The organism is Tateyamaria sp. syn59, assembly GCF_007995245.1.
Taxonomy (GTDB): domain Bacteria; phylum Pseudomonadota; class Alphaproteobacteria; order Rhodobacterales; family Rhodobacteraceae; genus Tateyamaria.
This window is the reverse complement of the sequence record NZ_VCBA01000022.1, coordinates 1-16,556: the sequence shown is the minus strand read 5'-3', so window position 1 is coordinate 16,556 and position 16,556 is coordinate 1. Positions and strand designations below refer to the sequence as shown.

Genomic DNA, 16,556 nt, shown 5'->3' with positions numbered 1-16,556 from the left:
ATGCGCGCCGCGATCATGCAGCCCTATCTTTTGCCCTACATCGGCTATTTCCAGCTGATTGCGCATGCGGACACGTTTGTCATCTACGACGACATTCAATTCAGCAAGAAAGGGTGGATCAACCGCAACCGGTTTCTGCGCAATGGGGATGCGGTCATGTTCACGCTGCCGCTTCGCAAGGATTCTGATTACCTTGACGTCCGCGACCGCAATATCGCGGACGCATATGACCCCAAAAAGCTGATCGCGCAAATTGAAAACGCGTATCGCAAAGCGCCTCAATTCGCCACTGCCATGCCGGTCATCGAAGAGATTCTGGGATGCTCCGAACGCAATCTGTTCACGTTCATCCACCACAGCGTCACACGGGTCTGTACCTGTCTGGGTCTGGACACGCCCATTATCGTGTCCTCGTCCCTCGGCGACACGACGGGTCTGAAAGGACAGGACCGGGTTCTGGCCATTTGCGAGGCTGTCTCCGCCACAAGCTACGTCAACCCAATTGGCGGTCTCGACCTCTACCAAGCATCGGCCTTTCAGGCACGCGGCATGGATTTGCACTTCATGCGCAGAACGTCGCTTGCCTACGAACAGTTCGGACACCCTTTTGTGCCGGATCTGTCGATCCTCGACATCATGATGTTCAATTCTGTCGACGAGGCGCGCAGCCTGATCACCGATCACTATGAAATGGTGGCACCCAAAGATGACTGATGGATTTGTCTGGACCAAGCTGGGCAAGGTCTTTGACCCGGCCGACCATCCGGGCCGCGACTGGATGGCGTCCTTTGCACAAGCGCCCGCAACACTGATCCGCGATGACCATGTGCGGGTCTATTTCTCGACCCGGCCATCACCGGATGAAAATGGGCAATTCAAAAGCTACTCCGCCTGGGTCGATCTGGACCGTGGCGACCTGACCCGTGTGATCCGCGCCGCAGATGCTCCCGTGCTTGAGTTGGGCGACACAGGCACCTTTGACGAGTTCGGAACATATCCGTTTTCGGCAATCGACACGGATGAAGGCGTTCTGGCCTGCTACGCGGGCTGGACGCGGTGCGAAAGCGTGCCCTTCGACGTGGCCATCGGCGCCGCCGTCAGCACGGATGGCGGCGCACGGTTCGAGAAACTGGGGCCCGGTCCGATCATAGGCCTGTCACCTGACGAACCCTTTGTGATGAGCGGACCAAAGCTGCGCCGGTTCGGCGACACCTATTACCTGTTCTACATTGCCGGAACAAAGTGGCTGATGCATGAGGGCCGCGCCGAACCCGTCTATCGCATCCGGATGGCGCGTTCCCAGGACGGACGGATGTGGCATAAGCATGGCGCGCACCTGATCGACACGGTCGTCGAAGAGGATGAGGCGCAGGCCAGCCCTGACGTGCACTATCATGATGGCCGCTATCACATGTTCTTTTGCTATCGCTACTCCACCGACTACCGCGGCCATGCGCGCGGTTACCGCATCGGCTATGCCCATAGCGACGACCTGATCACCTGGCACCGGAACGATGCGCTGGCGGGGATGCACCCCTCGGACGACGGCTGGGACAGCGAAATGGTGTCCTACCCACACGTCTTCACCGTCGATGACACAACGTACATGGCCTATCTCGGCAATGGCGTCGGCCGCGAAGGTTTCGGACTGGCCCGACTAGAGGCGCGGCCATGAAAATCGAGAAACTGGGCAAAATCTTTGATCCCGGCGCGCATCAGCTGATGCACGGCCCTGGGCTGTTTGCACAATCGCCCCAAACGATTGCACTGCCTGACGGAGGCGTGCGCATCTATTTTTCGACCCGGTCCGCAGATGGGGACAGTGGTAAGTTCATCAGCCATGTCTCCTATGCCGATTTCGCGGATGATTTGACGACACTTGTCGACGTCGCACGGCATGAGGTGCTGGCACGTGGCCCGTTGGGCGCCTTTGACGAACATGGCGTCTTTCCATTGAACCCTGTGCCGGTTGGCGACGAGGTGTGGGGGTACACCACAGGCTGGACACGGCGGGTGTCGGTGTCCGTGGACACTGCCATCGGACTTGTCAAAAGCCGTGATGGGGGCCGCACGTTCCAACGCGTCGGCACAGGACCAGTGCTCGGCGCCAGCCTGCACGAACCGTTTCTTGTGGGCGACGGCTTTGTCCGCAAGATCGGCGACACGTTCCGCATGTGGTACATCTTTGGCCAACGCTGGGAACGCGAAAGCGAAGACGCAGCGCCGGACCGCGTGTACAAGATCGGGCAGGCATGGTCCGAAAACGGCCAGACCTGGCAGCACAATTCGGGCGAAACAATCCTACCGGATGTGCTGGGGCGCAACGAATGTCAGGCGCTGCCCAGCGTCACGCATTTCGACGGCGAGTATCACATGGTCTTCTGCTACCGGCATATCCACGGCTTCCGCACAGACCCGTCCAAAGGTTATCGGCTCGGCTATGCACGCTCGAAAGACGGGGCCACGTGGGAACGGGACGACGCGGCGCTCGGGCTGACAGGCACGCTGGGCGCGTGGGACGCTGACATGCAATGCTACCCGCATGTCTTTGTGCACCGAGGCGCATTGTTCCTGCTCTATAACGGTAACGCGTTCGGGAAAGAGGGCTTTGGCCTCGCGCGCCTGTCCCCATGACGGCGCATGACGATGTCAGCCGCAACAGGGCAACTGCCGCAGAGGTCGCAGCGCTTCTGATCGCATGCGATCAGGATTTTTCGCCACCTTTATCCGAACGGCAAGACATCGCAGACTACGCCACCCGCATCTGCGACCGCGCCGAACGATTTGAATACTGGGCGCTGGGTGCCTTGGCCGGATTGGTGGCTATCTATTGCGTCACACCGCCCGGACGCCCTGCCTTTATCACGAATGTCAGCGTCCTCGCCGAATACCGCAGTCGCGGCATCGCCGCCACGCTGCTCAAGGCTTCTATCACGCACGCAAAATCCTGCGGCTTCGACAGAATCGCGCTGGAGGTTGATGCGCATGCCCATGCCGCACGACGCCTCTATGCAATGCACGGATTTTGCCCCGCACCGGTTAAGGGATCAGCAGACTTGTTCGAGTTGAAGCTGTAAGACGGTTCCAACCTTCCGCGCTTTGCTATACCCGGCTTTGAACCGCTGCCGGGCCTCAGGGGGCCATCACTTCAGATTGAGGGGACAAATGAGCCAGACACGCGACTACGACGCAGAGTTCAAGGACAATGCAGACCGCAAATACGCCTATGATTTCGATTTCGACGTCATGCACGGATACATGGTCAAGGCGTTCAGCAGCTTTTACCGCCCCGGCGCCTGCCTAGAACTTGGCAGCTTCAAGGGCGACTTTACCAAGCGTCTGATCCCTGACTTTTCAGACATTACCTGCGTCGAAGCCTCCCCCGAGGCAATTGAAGTTGCAAAAACCAACCTGCCCGACACGATCAGCTATCACCAAGCCCTGTTCGAAGACGTGGACCTGCCCAAGCAGTATGACAACATCATCCTGACCCATGTGCTTGAACATCTCGACGATCCGGTTGGTGTTCTGAAACGTGTCAACGATGAATGGCTCGCGCCGGGCGGGCGGTTGTTCCTGGCCTGCCCCAACGCCAACGCTCCGTCCCGTCAGATCGCCGTAGCCATGGGCCTGATCACCCACAACGCCGCCGTCACACCAGCCGAGGCCGAACACGGGCACAGGATCACCTACAGCCTCGATACGCTTGAGCGCGATGCAAGTGCTGCGGGCCTCGATGTCCTGCATCGTTCAGGTATCTTCTTCAAAGCGCTGGCGAATTTCCAATGGGACCGGTTGATGAACACCGACATCATCTCGCCGGAATACCTGGATGGTTGCTATACCCTGGGGCAGCGTTATCCTGATCTGTGTTCCAGCATCTATCTCGTATGTGCGCCTGGCACGGGCAAATAGGGTGGCGGCCACCATGCCGCGCACTCTTAACCCAAATGACGCAGGCCAGAAATGACACTTGAAGACATCGCGCAGCGCGCATTTGCGGGCGATTACTCCGGCGCACTTGAAGCCTGCCGCATTCAACGCGTCAACACCCGGAAAACGCATCTGGGCACGTACATTAGCGGATACTGCCATTATCATCTTCAGAATTACGACGCCGCTGCAGAATCCTTTGACACCGCCCTGCGCCTTGCGCCCGGTGACATCGACACAATGGTTTATGCAGTCACCGCACATCACAATGCCGGACGCCCGGTCAAGGCACTGGAGATTGCAGTTGCCTGCATGAACGCGTGGCCCTCTGATCAAACCGCGGGTGCGTTGGAGAGGCTCTTGGCGGCGGCCATGGACTGCCTCACACGCATGGACGCCAGCCAACAGCGGGCCAACCTGGCCGCACAACTCATGACACGGCTCGAACAGACCAACGCTGTGTTTCCGGTCGATCACGGGGTGCTTTCTGCGCTTGCGAAAGGGCCCGAACTAGACAAGCAGAGATTGCGCGCGGCCCTCGACAGGATTGAGCAACCTGCATACCGATTGGGCAAGATCATGTCCGTTCAGGATGCGGTGGCTAAACGCTTAGGGCAGTTTGAACTGCAATCGCCGCCCGACGATGTGCAATTCGCCAGCCTGACCGGCTCATTGTGGGCCAACACAGATGAATATGACATAATCGCCAGTTATCCCGGATATGTCGCAACTCTGAACGACGCGATTGTGTCCGGCCAGTCTGGGGCGGTTTTCACTGACGACGGGGCCATCATTTCCGACAGCTATGCAGATGCACGCTATGCGTCAGAGGTCAACCTGCGCGCAGATGAATTCGTGCGCACCAGATTGGGCGACGATGCCGTCTTTGAAATCCCGGAAATCCAGCGCGACATTCCCTGCGCCATCAATCTCAGCGGCTTGGCCTCCAACCATTTCGGCCATTGGTTCAGTGAATACCTGCCGCGCCTGCGCCATTTCTGCCAGCTGCCCGACTTTGACCTACTGCCGATCCTGATCAACGATGACATGCCCGGAACACATGTCGATTTCCTGTCCGCCATCTGCGACAATCCGATGATCATAGTGGGCCGGACTGAGGCTGTGCGCGTCAAAACGCTATATGTCGCGCCGACCATCACCTTTTACCCGTTCGATTTGCGACCCGGTCACAAGGTGCCCTATGAACACCAGGCCTCGTGGTCCGGACCCGCCATGCAATTCCTGCGCGACCGGGTGCTTGCGCGTCTGGGCGGTGCAGACACCACCCCGGATGCAGAAATATACCTGAGCCGCCAAAACAGCACTTGGGCCAAGCCCAAGAATGAAGACAGCTTTGTGAGTGCCATGAAGCAGCGTGGCATACAGCCCGTTTTCCTTGAGAAACAGAGGTTTGCCGAGCAAATCGCAACCATCCGCAGCGCCAAGACCATCGTGGCGCCCATCGGGTCTGCGCTCAATATGCTCATATTCGCGCGTCCAGAGACACGGATCCTCGTCTTCACGCAGCAGTTTTCGCACAACTGGGGCGGTTGGGCCGGGCCGCTGCGGCAGATCGGCATTCATCCGCATATGGCAAAGATGCAGCAGGGCAGCGCCGGTCAGAAACACACCAATATCGAGATGCGGACCGATATCCTTGACGCTTTCCTGTCGGGCGATCTCGACAGCGCAACCTCACTGGATACAGAAAAGCCGTCATTCTGGCGCCGCCTCTGGGCGCGGCGGTAGCACGCTCATTCCTGGCCATCTACGTCGTGACGGTTTGATCCCCCAACGGCACGTGTAAGATCCCGTGCCGCGTCGACAACCGAGCGGCTGATGCGCTCGGTCACATCCCGTCCCATCCGCGTCGCGGGTCCGGACACCGAGATACCGGCCACAGCCTCTCCATACATGTCAAAGACCGGGGCCGCGATGCAGCGCATGCCCAGGTTCTTCTCCTCGGCATCAATTGCATATCCCCGCGCACGAGTGCGGCGCAGCTCTTGCACCAGTGCGTCCGGCGCAACCAGCGTATGCGCGGTGAAGGTTTCAAGACTGCGCCCCTTTAGCCACCGGCCAAACCGGTCCTTATCCATGAACGCCAAAAGCGCCTTGCCAATGCCTGACGCGTGCATGTCCGACAGCGTGCCGGGCGGAAAGAAGGCGCGGATGCTCTCATGCGTCTCGACCTGGTTCAGGAAAAGCACCATGCCGCCCTTTTCGATCCCCAGGTTCGCCGTCTCGCCCGTCCGCTCCATCAGGGCACGCAGGATGGGCCGCGCCCGGTCCACCAGGCTGGTCCGCCGCAAGAACCGCGCCCCGATGACAAAGGCCCGCGCGCCCACATACCATCGCTGTTCCTCGGGATCGAACTCCACCAGCCCGCGCGCCTCCAGCGTGATGAGCACCCGGTAGACCGTCGCGGGCGATTGGCTCAGTTCAGAGGCAAGTTGCGAGAGCGTCTTGCCCTGATCCGCACTCAGATACTCGAAAATCTCCATCGCCCGGTCGAGCGACTTGATCGTTTTTTGCTCTGTCTTGTCGTCCCATCCTCGTGGCCGCCCACGGGCGCGACGGGGATTCTCCTGGGTGTTTTGCGCGTCCGACATGCCACTCTCCACAATTTCTGAAAATGTATTTCGCAATATGAAAAATGCAAGCGGCTGTTTCTCAAGCATATTTCCGCAGCGCTCTGACCTTGCCCATATTTCATGCAAAAATTTCATGCGTCACCGCCCTGTCGTAGAAAGGAGGTGCAGATAGGAGGGCGCCATGAGTTTCCAGAACCCCGTTTTCATTCCGGGACCGACGAACATTCCCGAAAGCCTGCGCAAGTCTTGCGACATGCCAACCATCGACCACCGCTCGCCGCTCTTCGGCGGCATCCTGAACGCCGCCCGTGATGGCGTGCGCCAGGTGCTGAAGTCCGACACGGCCGAGGTGTTCATCTTTCCCGCCACGGGTACCGGTGGTTGGGAAACGGCTTTGACCAACACGCTCAACCCCGGCGACACCGTCCTTGCCGCCCGCAACGGGATGTTCTCGCACCGCTGGATCGACATGTGCCAGCGGCTCGGCCTGACCGTGCGGGTGGTCGAAACGCCGTGGGGCCACGGCATCCCCCATGCCCAGTTCGCAGAAATCCTGGCCGCAGACACATCGCAAGAGATCAAGGCGGTGCTGGCCACCCACAACGAAACCGCGACCGGCGTCACATCCGATATCGCGGCAGTGCGCGTGGCCATGGATGCCTCGGACCACCCCGCGCTGCTCTTCGTCGATGGCGTCTCCTCCATCGGCTCCATCGACTTCCAGTTCGACGGCTGGAGTGTCGACGTCGCCGTGACCGGGTCGCAAAAAGGCTTCATGCTGCCCGCCGGCCTCGCCATCGTCGGCTTCAGCGCAAAAGCCATGGCGGCCCAACCGTCGGCCAAACTGCCGCGCACCTTTTTCGATATCCGCGACATGGCCGATGGCTACGCGGCGGGCGCCTATCCCTACACCCCCGCCGTCGGTCTGATGAACGGCCTCAGCCACGCCTGCACCATGTTGCTGAGCGAGGGGCTCGACACCGTGTTCGCCCGCCACCACCGCATCGCCTCCGGCGTACGCGCGGCCGTGTCGGCGTGGGGCCTTGAACTCTGCGCCGCCTCTCCCGATCTCTATTCGGACACGGTCAGCGCAATCCGCACACCAGCGGGCTTTGACGCCAGCCGCATCGTCAGCCACGCGGCCACAACATACGGCGTAGCCTTTGGCGGCGGGCTGGGCGAGGTCGCAGGCAAGGTGTTCCGCATCGGCCACCTGGGCAGCCTGACAGACGTCATGGCCCTGTCCGGCATCGCCACGGCAGAGATGTGCATGGCCGATCTGGGCCTCGACATCACCCTCGGGTCCGGCGTCGCTGCCGCGCAACAGGTCTACCGCGCGCACGGTGCTGCCAACGTACAGAAGGATGCCGCGTGATGAAGGATATGAGCGACATGATCATTCCGACCTATCAGGACATGCTCGACGCGCACGACCGCATCGCGCCCCATATCCGCCGCACCCCGGTGCGCACCTCGGACTACCTCAACGAACTCACCGGCGCGCAGCTGTTCTTCAAATGCGAGAACTTCCAGGAACCGGGCGCCTTCAAGGTGCGGGGTGCGACCAACGCAGTCTTCGGCCTCGATGACGCACAGGCGGCCAAGGGGGTCGCGACGCACTCCTCCGGCAACCACGCGTCGTGTCTCAGCTATGCCGCGATGCGCCGGGGCATTCCCTGCAACGTGGTCATGCCGCGCACCGCACCGCAGGCCAAGAAGGACACCGTGCGCCGCTACGGCGGGCAGATCACGGAATGCGAACCCTCGACCACCTCGCGCGAAGAAACCTTTGCCAAGGTGCAGGCCGAAACAGGCGGTGACTTCGTCCACCCCTACAACGATCCGCGCGTGATCGCGGGCCAAGGCACCTGCTCACGCGAATTCATGGAACAGACCGACGGGCTCGACATGATGGTGGCCCCCATCGGCGGGGGCGGCATGATTTCCGGCACCTGTCTGACGCTGTCCACCCTCGCGCCCGAGGTCGAGATCATCGCCGCCGAACCCGAACAGGCCGACGATGCCTATCGCAGTTTCAAGGCGGGCCATATCATCGCGGACGACGCGCCTAAGACCATTGCCGACGGCCTGCTTGTCCCGCTCAAGGAACTGACCTGGCATTTCGTATCAAACCACGTCACTGACATCTTCACCGCGTCCGAGGACGAGATCATCGACGCAATGAAACTGACGTGGAAACACCTGCGCGTGGTGATGGAGCCGTCCTGTGCCGTGCCCCTCGCCATCATTCTCAAGAACAAGGAGCGCTTCGCGGGCAAACGCGTGGGCGTCATCATCACCGGCGGCAATGTCGACCTCGACACGCTGCCCTGGATCAAGGGAGACTGACCAATGAATGCACCTGTCAACCTCAACACCCTCGAAGTGGGCTTTGACGTGCCCGCGCAGCCCGGCATGGACGCCGCCGACATCCAGACGCCCGCGCTGGTCCTCGACTTGGGCGCGCTGGAGCGCAACATCAAGAAGATGGGCGACTACGCCAAGGCGCACGGGATGCGCCACCGGGTCCACGGCAAGATGCACAAGTCAGTCGACGTGGCGAAGCTGCAAGTGGAACTCGGCGGCGCCTGCGGCGTCTGCTGCCAAAAGGTGTCGGAGGCCGAAGTCTTCGCCCGTGGCGGCATCAAGGATGTGCTTGTGTCGAACCAGGTCCGCGACCCGGCCAAAATCGACCGGCTGGCTCGGATGCCAAAACTGGGCGCGCGCACGATCTGCTGTGTAGATGACATCGAAAATGTCGCTGACCTGTCAGCCGCCGCCCAGAAACACGGCACCACCATCGAATGCCTGGTCGAGATTGACTGCGGCGCGGGCCGCTGCGGCGTGACGACCACCGACGCCGTGGTCGAGATCGCCTCCGCCATCGACGCCGCGCCGGGGCTGAAATTCGCTGGCATCCAGGCCTACCAGGGCGCGATGCAGCACATGGACAGCTACGACGACCGGAAAGAGAAAATCGACATCGCCATCGCCATGGTGCGCGACGCCGTGGACGGGCTGAAGGCCAAAGGGCTTGAGTGTGACATCGTCGGTGGCGGCGGCACCGGCTCCTACTACTTCGAAAGCAATTCAGGCGTGTACAACGAACTGCAATGCGGCTCCTACGCCTTCATGGACGCCGATTATGGCCGCATCCTCGACAAGGGCGGCAATCGCATCGACCGCGGCGAGTGGGAAAACGCCTTCTTCATCCTCACGCAAGTGATGAGCCACGCCAAGGCCGACAAGGCCATCGTGGATGCGGGGCTGAAGGCGCAATCGGTGGACAGCGGCCTGCCCGTCATCTTTGGCCGCACGGATGTGGAATACGTCAAATGCTCCGACGAACACGGCGTCGTTGCCGACCCCGATGGCGTGCTGAAGGTGGGCGACAAGCTGCACCTCGTCCCCGGCCACTGCGACCCCACCGCCAATGTCCATGACTGGTACGTGGGCGTGCGGGACGGCAAGGTCGAAACGCTCTGGCCCATCTCAGCGCGCGGCAAGGCGTTCTAGGCGCGATCCCCTCATACTCCCAATGGCCCGTCACCGGGCCACACCTACCGGGGGCAGGCCCGACCTGCCCCCTTTTCTGACCAACGGACTGACCGACATGCTGATTGTGCCCGAAAAAGACATCGCTGACCTCATGACGCGGCAAGCCGCCTTCGACGCCGTCGAACAGGTCTTCGCCGCGATGGCGGCGGAGGACGCCTACAACTTCCCCGTCGTGCGCGAGGCCATCGGGCACGAGGATGCGCTTTATGGTTTCAAGGGTGGCTTTGACCGCGCGGGCGCCACGCTGGGCCTGAAGGCAGGCGGCTACTGGCCCCACAACCTGGAAAAGCGGAACCTGATCAACCACCAGTCCACCGTGTTCCTCTTCGACCCGGACACCGGCAAACCCACGGCCATGGTCGGGGGCAACCTGCTGACGGCATTGCGTACAGCGGCCGCGTCGTCGGTCTCCATCAAACACCTCGCCCGCCCCGACGCCAAAGTGCTCGGCATGATCGGCGCAGGCCATCAGGCCACATTCCAACTGCGGGCCGCCCTCGAACAACGCGACTTCGAGCGGGTCATCGGCTGGAACTACCACCCCGACATGCTCCCCAACATCGCGAAGGTCGCCGAAGAGGCTGGACTGCCCTTTGAAGCGGTTGACCTGCCGGACATGGCGCAAGCCGACGTTATCATCTCGATCACCTCCGCCTTCGCCCCATCACTCATGGCCGACCACGTCAGCCCCGGCACGCATATCGCCTGCATGGGCACCGACACCAAGGGCAAGCAGGAGGTCGAAGCCGCCCTCCTCGCCCACGCCACCGTCTTCACGGACGAGGTCGCCCAATCCGTCTCCATCGGCGAAGCGCAACACGCCATCGCCGCCGGGCTGATCAGCGAAGGTGACATCCACCAGATCGGCGCCGTCATCAACGGCGCGCATCCGGGGCGCAGCACCGACAATGACATCACGCTCTTCGACGGCACCGGCGTCGGGCTACAGGACCTCGCCGTCGCCGCCCGCGTTGTTGACCTGGCCGAGAAAAAGGGTATCGCGATCCACGTCGACTTCTGACGCGATAACAAAGGCCAAGGCAGTGAAGATCTTTATCAACGGGTTCGGCCGCATTGGCCGCACGGTGCTGCGGCAAGTGCTGTCGGAGCACGCCGACGTCCACATCGTCGGCATCAACGACATCGCGCCGCTCGACACCTGCGCGTACCTCTTCCGCTACGACTCCGTCTACGGCCCCTTTCCCGGAGAGGTGACATCCGAACAAGACGCGCTGGTCATAAACGCGCAGCGCATCCCGTTCACCCACACACCAGACCTCTCCGCACTCGACCTAAGCGACGTCGACATCGTCATGGAATGCACGGGCAAGGCAGGCACGCGCGCCATCGCGACACGCGGTCTCACAGCCGGCGCCAACCGCGTCCTCATCTCAGGTCCCTCGGACGCCGCCGACCAGACGGTCGTGCTGGGGGCAAATGACCACGAACTGACCGACGCGCGCATCGTCTCCAACGCCTCCTGCACCACCAACGCCATCGCGCCCCTGCTCAAGACGCTGGACGACGCATTCGGCATCACCCACGGGCACATCACCACGATCCACTGCTACACCGGCAGCCAGCCGACAGTAGACGCCCCCGGCCCCAGCTTCGAACGCAGCCGGGCGGCGGCGGTGTCCATGGTGCCCACGACAACAAGTGCGGCAAACCAGATTGCACGCATCCTGCCGGAGATGGACGGACGGCTCAGCGTCTCAGCTGTCCGCGTGCCCTGCATCAGCGTGTCATCCGTGGATGCGGTCCTGCAACTGCGCGACACACCGACCGGCGACGCAACCGCAACGCTTCAAACGTGCCTCAAGAAAAACCCGGTCATCGGCGTCACCCATGACCCCTGCGTCTCATCCGACCTGCGCGCACGGCCCGAGTCGCTCATCGTTGCCCTGCCCGAAACCCAATGGATCGGCGCAACCCAACTGCGGCTCCTCGGCTGGTACGACAACGAATGGGGCTTTTCCGCACGGATGATCGACGTCGCCCGCGCGATGGCAGCTTAACCGCCGGTATCGGCGACCAACCCCCGCCCCTCGATAGCGGCGACGGCACAGGCTTCATCATTGTCCGAACTGTCGCCCGTTATGCCGATCCCACCGATCAGCACGCCATCGCGCCGGATCAGCACACCGCCCGGCACCGGCACCAGCGCCCCGCCATTCAGCGCATTCATCGCATCGATGAAATAGGGCTGCTCCTGCGCCCGATTGAACAGCGCGCGCGAGCCGAGACCCATGGCAACCGCCCCCTTCGCCTTGCCCTGCGCAATCTCCGCCCGCAGGTTGCTGGTGCCATCCTCGCGCTGCAAGGCAACCAGATGGCCCCCCGCATCAATGACCGCAATGGTCAGCGGTTTCATGTTCTGCGCGCGCCGATAGTCAAGCGCCGCCGCGATCAGCGCGTTGGCAAGATCAAGGTTCATATTCAGTCCTTCGGGAAATCATCGGGCCGCCCGGTCAGACACCGGGCAGCCCATGGGAGGTCAGTTATAGAAGTAGTCAACCAGGAACAGCGGGATCGCCGGGATGTAGGTGCACATCAACAGCACCGTCAGCAGGACCGCGATGAAGTAGATGTTCACCTTGGTCACGTCCCAGATGTTCGCTCGCGCCACCGCACAGGCCGTGATCAACACGCTCGCCACGGGCGGCGTCTGCTGTCCGATCGCCAGGTTCAGCGTCACCACCAGACCGAAGTGGATCGGGTTGATCCCCACCGCGTCGATCAGCGGGATGACAATCGGCACCACCAGGATGATCGCCGCCGCCGAGTGCAGAAAGAACCCGATGATCAGAAAGAAGAAGTTGAGGATCAGCAGCACCACCCACTTGTTGTCGGTGAGGCTCAGGATCGCGCCCGCCAGCTCTTGCGGATACTGCGCACGGGTGAGGAACCCGCCCATGACCACGGACGCAGCGACCAGCAGCATGACAACCGCCGTCTGCATCCCCCCATCCAGCATCGAGCGTTTCAGGTGGCGCAGATCGACCTGCCGATACCACAGGCTGATCGCGATGGCCGCCAACACGGCCAGCCCCGCCGCCTCGGTCGCCGTGACATAGCCGCCAAAGATACCGCCCAGGATAATCACCGGCAGGGCGAAGGTCGGCAGCGCATCAACGAATGCGCGCCAAAGCACCCGGCCGGAAAACGCCTCTTCCCGCGGCAGGTCGTAGCGCACCGCAAACCAGTAGGCGACGCCCATCAGGCCCGCGGCCCCCATCAGGCCCGGAATGACACCAGCGACAAACAACTGCTCCACCGACACATTGGCCGAGGTGGCGTAAAGGATCATCGGGATGGACGGCGGGATGATGATGGCAAGCGAGGCCGAAGACGACGTGACCGCCGCCGACAGCGCCCCGGAATACCCGCGCTTTTTCATCTGCGGGATCATCACCGACCCCATCGCCGCCACATCCGCGACCGCAGATCCCGAAATCTCGGCAAAGAAAAGCGACACGCCGATATTCACGTGTGCCAGGCCGCCGCGAATGAACCCGATCAGTGCCGCCACAAAGTTGATCAGCCGGTCGGTGATCCCACCCGCGTTCATAATGGCGCCTGCCAGCACGAACATCGGGATCGCGATCAGCGAAAACTTGGTCGCACCGCCATACATATCGAGTGCGACGTTCACCAGCGACCCGGTGCCTTCCAGCACCAGCAATCCCCCAATGGCCGACACGGCCAGCGCCACGCCGATAGGCACGTTCAGACAGATCATCGCCACCATCGCGATGAAGATCCCCAGCATCAGCATCAGGCGTTCCCCGCTTTCTTCATCTCGGTTTCCACCTCTTCTTCTATCTCCGCATGTTCCAGCGACACGCCCGATGCGGTCTTGCGCCAGTAATCGGGCAGGCTCAGCGCCTGACAGATCAGGAACAGCACGGCACCAATGGGAATGACGGATTGGGCAAAGCTGACCGGCACCCAGGTCAGTGACACCAGCGACATGCCCCCTAGAATGGTCATCACCGTGTATCCGGCCCAGGCCAGCAGCACGAAAAAGCCTGCTGTGACCAGCTCGGCCAGCGCCACAGCCCACATGCGCCACGGCATCCCGATGGAGAGCAGCACGCTGTCGAACCCGATATGGCGCCGCCGCAAAACAGCCAGCGCCGATCCGTAATAGGTGATCCACGCCAGCATGATCGCCGCCACCTCGTCATACCAGGCCAGGCTCGACCCCAAGAGGCGGTAGGTCACGGCGACCACCACGACAGTCGTCAGGATCACCATCAACAGGATCACGAAGTTTTCGAGGACAACCTCAAAGAAAGTCTGCAGTGCTTTGAGCATGGGAGGTCCTTGCCGGGCGCCGGGCCCGGAGAAGTCAGAAGACGATGTCATTTAAGTGTACCCCAAAGCGCGCAAGGGACCGATTGCGGCCCCTCGCCCGGTCTCAGGTCAGGACCCCGAGGCGAGGTTCTGGATACGCTCGATCAGGTCCGCGCCACTATCGACGGTGCTCGCAAACTCATCGTAGATCGCGGTAGAGGCTTCGATGAAGGCTTGGTTGTCCGCCTCGTTCACCTGCACACCAGCCGCCTTGATCACATCAAGCAGTTCCACTTCCAGCTTCGCGGCATGGTCATAGACGAAATCCTGCGTCTCGGCCCCGCACGCCTCAAGATCGGCGCGCACATCCTCGGGCAGTTGCTGCCAACGCCGCTCCGACACCAGAACATACCCGGGCGTATAGACGTGCCCGGTGATCGACAGGTATTCCTGCACTTCCTGGAACTTGGCCGACGCGATTTGGGCATAGGGGTTTTCCTGCCCGTCGATCACGTTGGTCTGCAGCGCGGTGAACACCTCTGAAAACGCCATCGGCGTCGGGTTCGCGCCATAGAGCTGGAACATCTTCACCCGCCACTCGCCATTGGGCGTGCGCAGCTTGATGCCTTGCAGATCCTCGGGCGTGTTGATGGGGCGCGTGTTGTTGGTGATGTGGCGGAAGCCGTTTTCGAAGTAGCCAATGATCCGGTAGCCCTGGCTTTGCGCCGCCTCCTGGAACACATCCCCCAACTCGGCCTGAATGCGACGCATGTGGTCGCGGTCCTGCACGATATAGGGCATCTCGAACACGCCGAACTCGGGCGCCACCGACGACATCACCGATGAGGGCAGCGAGAAATCGACCTGCCCCAGCTTCAGCTTCTGCAGCAGTTCACGGTCCTTACCCAGCTGGCTCGCGCCAAAGGTCTGCACCTCGGCCCGGTCGCCCAGTTTGCCATTCGCGCACTCGGCGAAGGCATCCGCCGACGCCTCGAACAGCGAGCCGGGGTTGCCGACATGGCCAAACCGCAGGGTCAAGTCAGCCGCCGTCGCTGCCAAAGGCATCGCAATGGCCGCCACACTGGCCAGTATGGTTGCTTTGAGTTTCATGGTTTTCCTCCCTTGGTGCCCCGTTTTTGGGGCGTTATTCCGCGGCCACCCGCGTATCTGTCGTGTCCTTGAGATGCTCCATCGCCGCCTGCGCGCCGCCCGCCTGATGCGGGACACCGGCCTTGGCCAAGCCCATCTCGACGCCCGAAAGCGTCGCCATCAGCATCAGGTCATTGAAGTCGCCCAAGTGCCCGATGCGGAACACCTTGTCGGCCACCTTGGACAGGCCATTGCCCAGCGAAATGTCATAGTGCTTGAGCGTCGTCGCCCGAAAGCCGTCCGCTGAGTGCCCGCCTGGCATCAAAACGGCGGTCAACACGCCGGACTCCTCGCCCTGCCGCGCGCACAGCACCTCAAGCCCCCAGGCCCGGACCGCCGCCCGCGTCGCCGCCCCATGCCGCGCATGGCGGGCAAAGACGTTGTCCAGCCCCTCTTCATGCAGCATCGCGATGGCCTCGTTCAGACCATAGAGCAGGTTGGTGCCCGGCGTGTACGGGAAGTACCCCGTTTCATTCGGTCCCACCATGTCCTGCCAATCCCAATAGCTGCGCGGCGTCTCGACACTCTTCGAATGCTCCAACGCCCGCGCGCTCACGGCGTTGAAACTCAACCCCGGCGGCAGCATCAAACCCTTTTGCGAGCCCGACACACACACGTCCACGCCCCATTCGTCAAAACGGAAGTCAATCGACGCGAGGCCAGAAATCGTATCCACCATCAACAGCGCCGGATGCCCCGCCGCGTCAATCGCCTTGCGCACCTCGGCCACGTTCGACACCGACCCGGTCGAGGTTTCGTTGTGCACAACACACACCGCCTTGATCTCGTGGCCCGTATCCTCGCGCAGCCGCGCCTCGATCCGGTCGGGCTCTGCCCCGCCGCGCCAGTCCCCTTCCAGGAACTCCGGCTGCATCCCGATCTTGCGCGCCATCTTGTTCCACAGCGTCGCAAAATGCCCCGTCTCAAACATCAGCACCTTGTCGCCTTGGTTCAGCGTGTTGACCAGCGCCGCTTCCCACGCGCCCGTGCCCGAGGACGGGTAGATGAACACATGGCTTTCGG

17 protein-coding genes are annotated in these 16,556 nt (G+C 61.9%); 11 read left to right on the top strand and 6 right to left on the bottom strand.

All coding sequences use genetic code 11. The annotated features are described in order from the left end of the window. The 6 genes from FD715_RS21285 to FD715_RS21260 all read left to right on the top strand — a co-directional run bounded on the left by FD715_RS21285 (position 1) and on the right by FD715_RS21260 (position 5,682). On the top strand, positions 1-714 hold the full coding sequence (locus tag FD715_RS21285) for a WbqC family protein (protein WP_147114934.1): 714 nt from the start codon (positions 1-3) through the stop codon (positions 712-714). Continuing rightward, positions 707-1,675 carry a glycosylase gene (locus FD715_RS21280; protein ID WP_147114931.1) on the top strand — a complete coding sequence of 323 codons (969 nt, stop codon included), beginning with the start codon at positions 707-709 and terminating at the stop codon, positions 1,673-1,675. The genes FD715_RS21285 and FD715_RS21280 overlap by 8 nt, the downstream gene beginning before the upstream one ends. Next, on the top strand, positions 1,672-2,634 hold the full coding sequence (locus FD715_RS21275; protein ID WP_147114928.1) for an exo-alpha-sialidase: 963 nt from the start codon (positions 1,672-1,674) through the stop codon (positions 2,632-2,634). Before FD715_RS21280 ends, FD715_RS21275 begins: the two co-directional genes overlap by 4 nt. Then, positions 2,631-3,077: a GNAT family N-acetyltransferase gene (locus FD715_RS21270; protein ID WP_147114924.1), complete on the top strand. Its 447-nt coding sequence runs from the start codon at positions 2,631-2,633 to the stop codon at positions 3,075-3,077. Before FD715_RS21275 ends, FD715_RS21270 begins: the two co-directional genes overlap by 4 nt. Before the next feature lie 88 nt (positions 3,078-3,165). After that, positions 3,166-3,915 (top strand): bifunctional 2-polyprenyl-6-hydroxyphenol methylase/3-demethylubiquinol 3-O-methyltransferase UbiG, encoded by a 750-nt coding sequence (locus FD715_RS21265; protein WP_147114921.1) that lies wholly within the window; start codon positions 3,166-3,168, stop codon positions 3,913-3,915. A gap of 51 nt (positions 3,916-3,966) precedes the next feature. Continuing rightward, positions 3,967-5,682, top strand: coding sequence for a glycosyltransferase 61 family protein (locus FD715_RS21260; protein ID WP_147114918.1), 1,716 nt, complete (start codon positions 3,967-3,969; stop codon positions 5,680-5,682). A 5-nt stretch (positions 5,683-5,687) separates the two neighbouring features. Here FD715_RS21260 and bhcR read toward each other — a convergent pair whose 3' ends face one another. Beyond that, positions 5,688-6,545: an HTH-type transcriptional regulator BhcR gene (gene bhcR, locus FD715_RS21255; protein WP_147114915.1), complete on the bottom strand. Its 858-nt coding sequence runs from the start codon at positions 6,543-6,545 to the stop codon at positions 5,688-5,690. Positions 6,546-6,708: 163 nt separating this feature from the next. Here bhcR and bhcA point away from each other — a divergent pair, with 163 nt between their 5' ends. The 5 genes from bhcA to FD715_RS21230 all read left to right on the top strand — a co-directional run bounded on the left by bhcA (position 6,709) and on the right by FD715_RS21230 (position 12,103). Beyond that, positions 6,709-7,902: an L-aspartate--glyoxylate aminotransferase BhcA gene (bhcA, locus tag FD715_RS21250; RefSeq protein WP_147114913.1), complete on the top strand. Its 1,194-nt coding sequence runs from the start codon at positions 6,709-6,711 to the stop codon at positions 7,900-7,902. Further along, on the top strand, positions 7,902-8,876 hold the full coding sequence (gene bhcB, locus FD715_RS21245) for a beta-hydroxyaspartate dehydratase BhcB (RefSeq protein ID WP_147114909.1): 975 nt from the start codon (positions 7,902-7,904) through the stop codon (positions 8,874-8,876). Before bhcA ends, bhcB begins: the two co-directional genes overlap by 1 nt. Positions 8,877-8,879: 3 nt before the next feature. After that, positions 8,880-10,043 carry a 3-hydroxy-D-aspartate aldolase BhcC gene (gene bhcC / locus FD715_RS21240; protein WP_147114906.1) on the top strand — a complete coding sequence of 388 codons (1,164 nt, stop codon included), beginning with the start codon at positions 8,880-8,882 and terminating at the stop codon, positions 10,041-10,043. 97 nt (positions 10,044-10,140) lie between these two features. Beyond that, the gene (gene bhcD, locus FD715_RS21235) at positions 10,141-11,106 is read left to right on the top strand and encodes an iminosuccinate reductase BhcD (protein ID WP_147114903.1); all 966 of its coding nucleotides are present in this window, start codon (positions 10,141-10,143) and stop codon (positions 11,104-11,106) included. A gap of 22 nt (positions 11,107-11,128) precedes the next feature. Next, positions 11,129-12,103 (top strand): type I glyceraldehyde-3-phosphate dehydrogenase, encoded by a 975-nt coding sequence (locus tag FD715_RS21230; protein ID WP_223275025.1) that lies wholly within the window; start codon positions 11,129-11,131, stop codon positions 12,101-12,103. On the opposite strand, the gene FD715_RS21225 is transcribed toward FD715_RS21230, so the two are convergent. The 5 genes from FD715_RS21225 to FD715_RS21205 all read right to left on the bottom strand — a co-directional run. Next, complete coding sequence (locus FD715_RS21225) at positions 12,100-12,522, bottom strand: heme-binding protein (RefSeq protein WP_147114897.1); 423 nt, start codon at positions 12,520-12,522, stop codon at positions 12,100-12,102. The two genes, FD715_RS21230 and FD715_RS21225, sit on opposite strands and share 4 nt — an antisense overlap. 60 nt (positions 12,523-12,582) lie before the next feature. Further along, on the bottom strand, positions 12,583-13,863 hold the full coding sequence (locus tag FD715_RS21220) for a TRAP transporter large permease (protein ID WP_147114894.1): 1,281 nt from the start codon (positions 13,861-13,863) through the stop codon (positions 12,583-12,585). Then, entirely contained in the window at positions 13,863-14,405 is a 543-nt protein-coding gene (locus FD715_RS21215; RefSeq protein WP_039689206.1) for a TRAP transporter small permease, read from the bottom strand. Before FD715_RS21215 ends, FD715_RS21220 begins: the two co-directional genes overlap by 1 nt. A gap of 108 nt (positions 14,406-14,513) precedes the next feature. Beyond that, positions 14,514-15,494: a TRAP transporter substrate-binding protein gene (locus FD715_RS21210; RefSeq protein WP_147114892.1), complete on the bottom strand. Its 981-nt coding sequence runs from the start codon at positions 15,492-15,494 to the stop codon at positions 14,514-14,516. Positions 15,495-15,528: 34 nt separating this feature from the next. After that, positions 15,529-16,556: alanine--glyoxylate aminotransferase family protein (locus FD715_RS21205; RefSeq protein WP_147114889.1), on the bottom strand; the 1,028-nt coding region annotated here is incomplete at its 5' end.

Bases quoted from the DNA above. Each gene is read 5' to 3' on its own strand.
- FD715_RS21285 (WP_147114934.1), top strand. From the start codon at position 1: ATGCGCGCCGCGATCATGCAGCCCTATCTTTTGCCCTACATCGGCTAT.
- FD715_RS21280 (WP_147114931.1), top strand. From the start codon at position 707: ATGACTGATGGATTTGTCTGGACCAAGCTGGGCAAGGTCTTTGACCCG.
- FD715_RS21275 (WP_147114928.1), top strand. From the start codon at position 1,672: ATGAAAATCGAGAAACTGGGCAAAATCTTTGATCCCGGCGCGCATCAG.
- FD715_RS21270 (WP_147114924.1), top strand. From the start codon at position 2,631: ATGACGGCGCATGACGATGTCAGCCGCAACAGGGCAACTGCCGCAGAG.
- FD715_RS21265 (WP_147114921.1), top strand. From the start codon at position 3,166: ATGAGCCAGACACGCGACTACGACGCAGAGTTCAAGGACAATGCAGAC.
- FD715_RS21260 (WP_147114918.1), top strand. From the start codon at position 3,967: ATGACACTTGAAGACATCGCGCAGCGCGCATTTGCGGGCGATTACTCC.
- bhcR (WP_147114915.1), bottom strand. From the start codon at position 6,545: ATGTCGGACGCGCAAAACACCCAGGAGAATCCCCGTCGCGCCCGTGGG.
- bhcA (WP_147114913.1), top strand. From the start codon at position 6,709: ATGAGTTTCCAGAACCCCGTTTTCATTCCGGGACCGACGAACATTCCC.
- bhcB (WP_147114909.1), top strand. From the start codon at position 7,902: ATGAAGGATATGAGCGACATGATCATTCCGACCTATCAGGACATGCTC.
- bhcC (WP_147114906.1), top strand. From the start codon at position 8,880: ATGAATGCACCTGTCAACCTCAACACCCTCGAAGTGGGCTTTGACGTG.
- bhcD (WP_147114903.1), top strand. From the start codon at position 10,141: ATGCTGATTGTGCCCGAAAAAGACATCGCTGACCTCATGACGCGGCAA.
- FD715_RS21225 (WP_147114897.1), bottom strand. From the start codon at position 12,522: ATGAACCTTGATCTTGCCAACGCGCTGATCGCGGCGGCGCTTGACTAT.
- FD715_RS21220 (WP_147114894.1), bottom strand. From the start codon at position 13,863: ATGCTGATGCTGGGGATCTTCATCGCGATGGTGGCGATGATCTGTCTG.
- FD715_RS21215 (WP_039689206.1), bottom strand. From the start codon at position 14,405: ATGCTCAAAGCACTGCAGACTTTCTTTGAGGTTGTCCTCGAAAACTTC.
- FD715_RS21210 (WP_147114892.1), bottom strand. From the start codon at position 15,494: ATGAAACTCAAAGCAACCATACTGGCCAGTGTGGCGGCCATTGCGATG.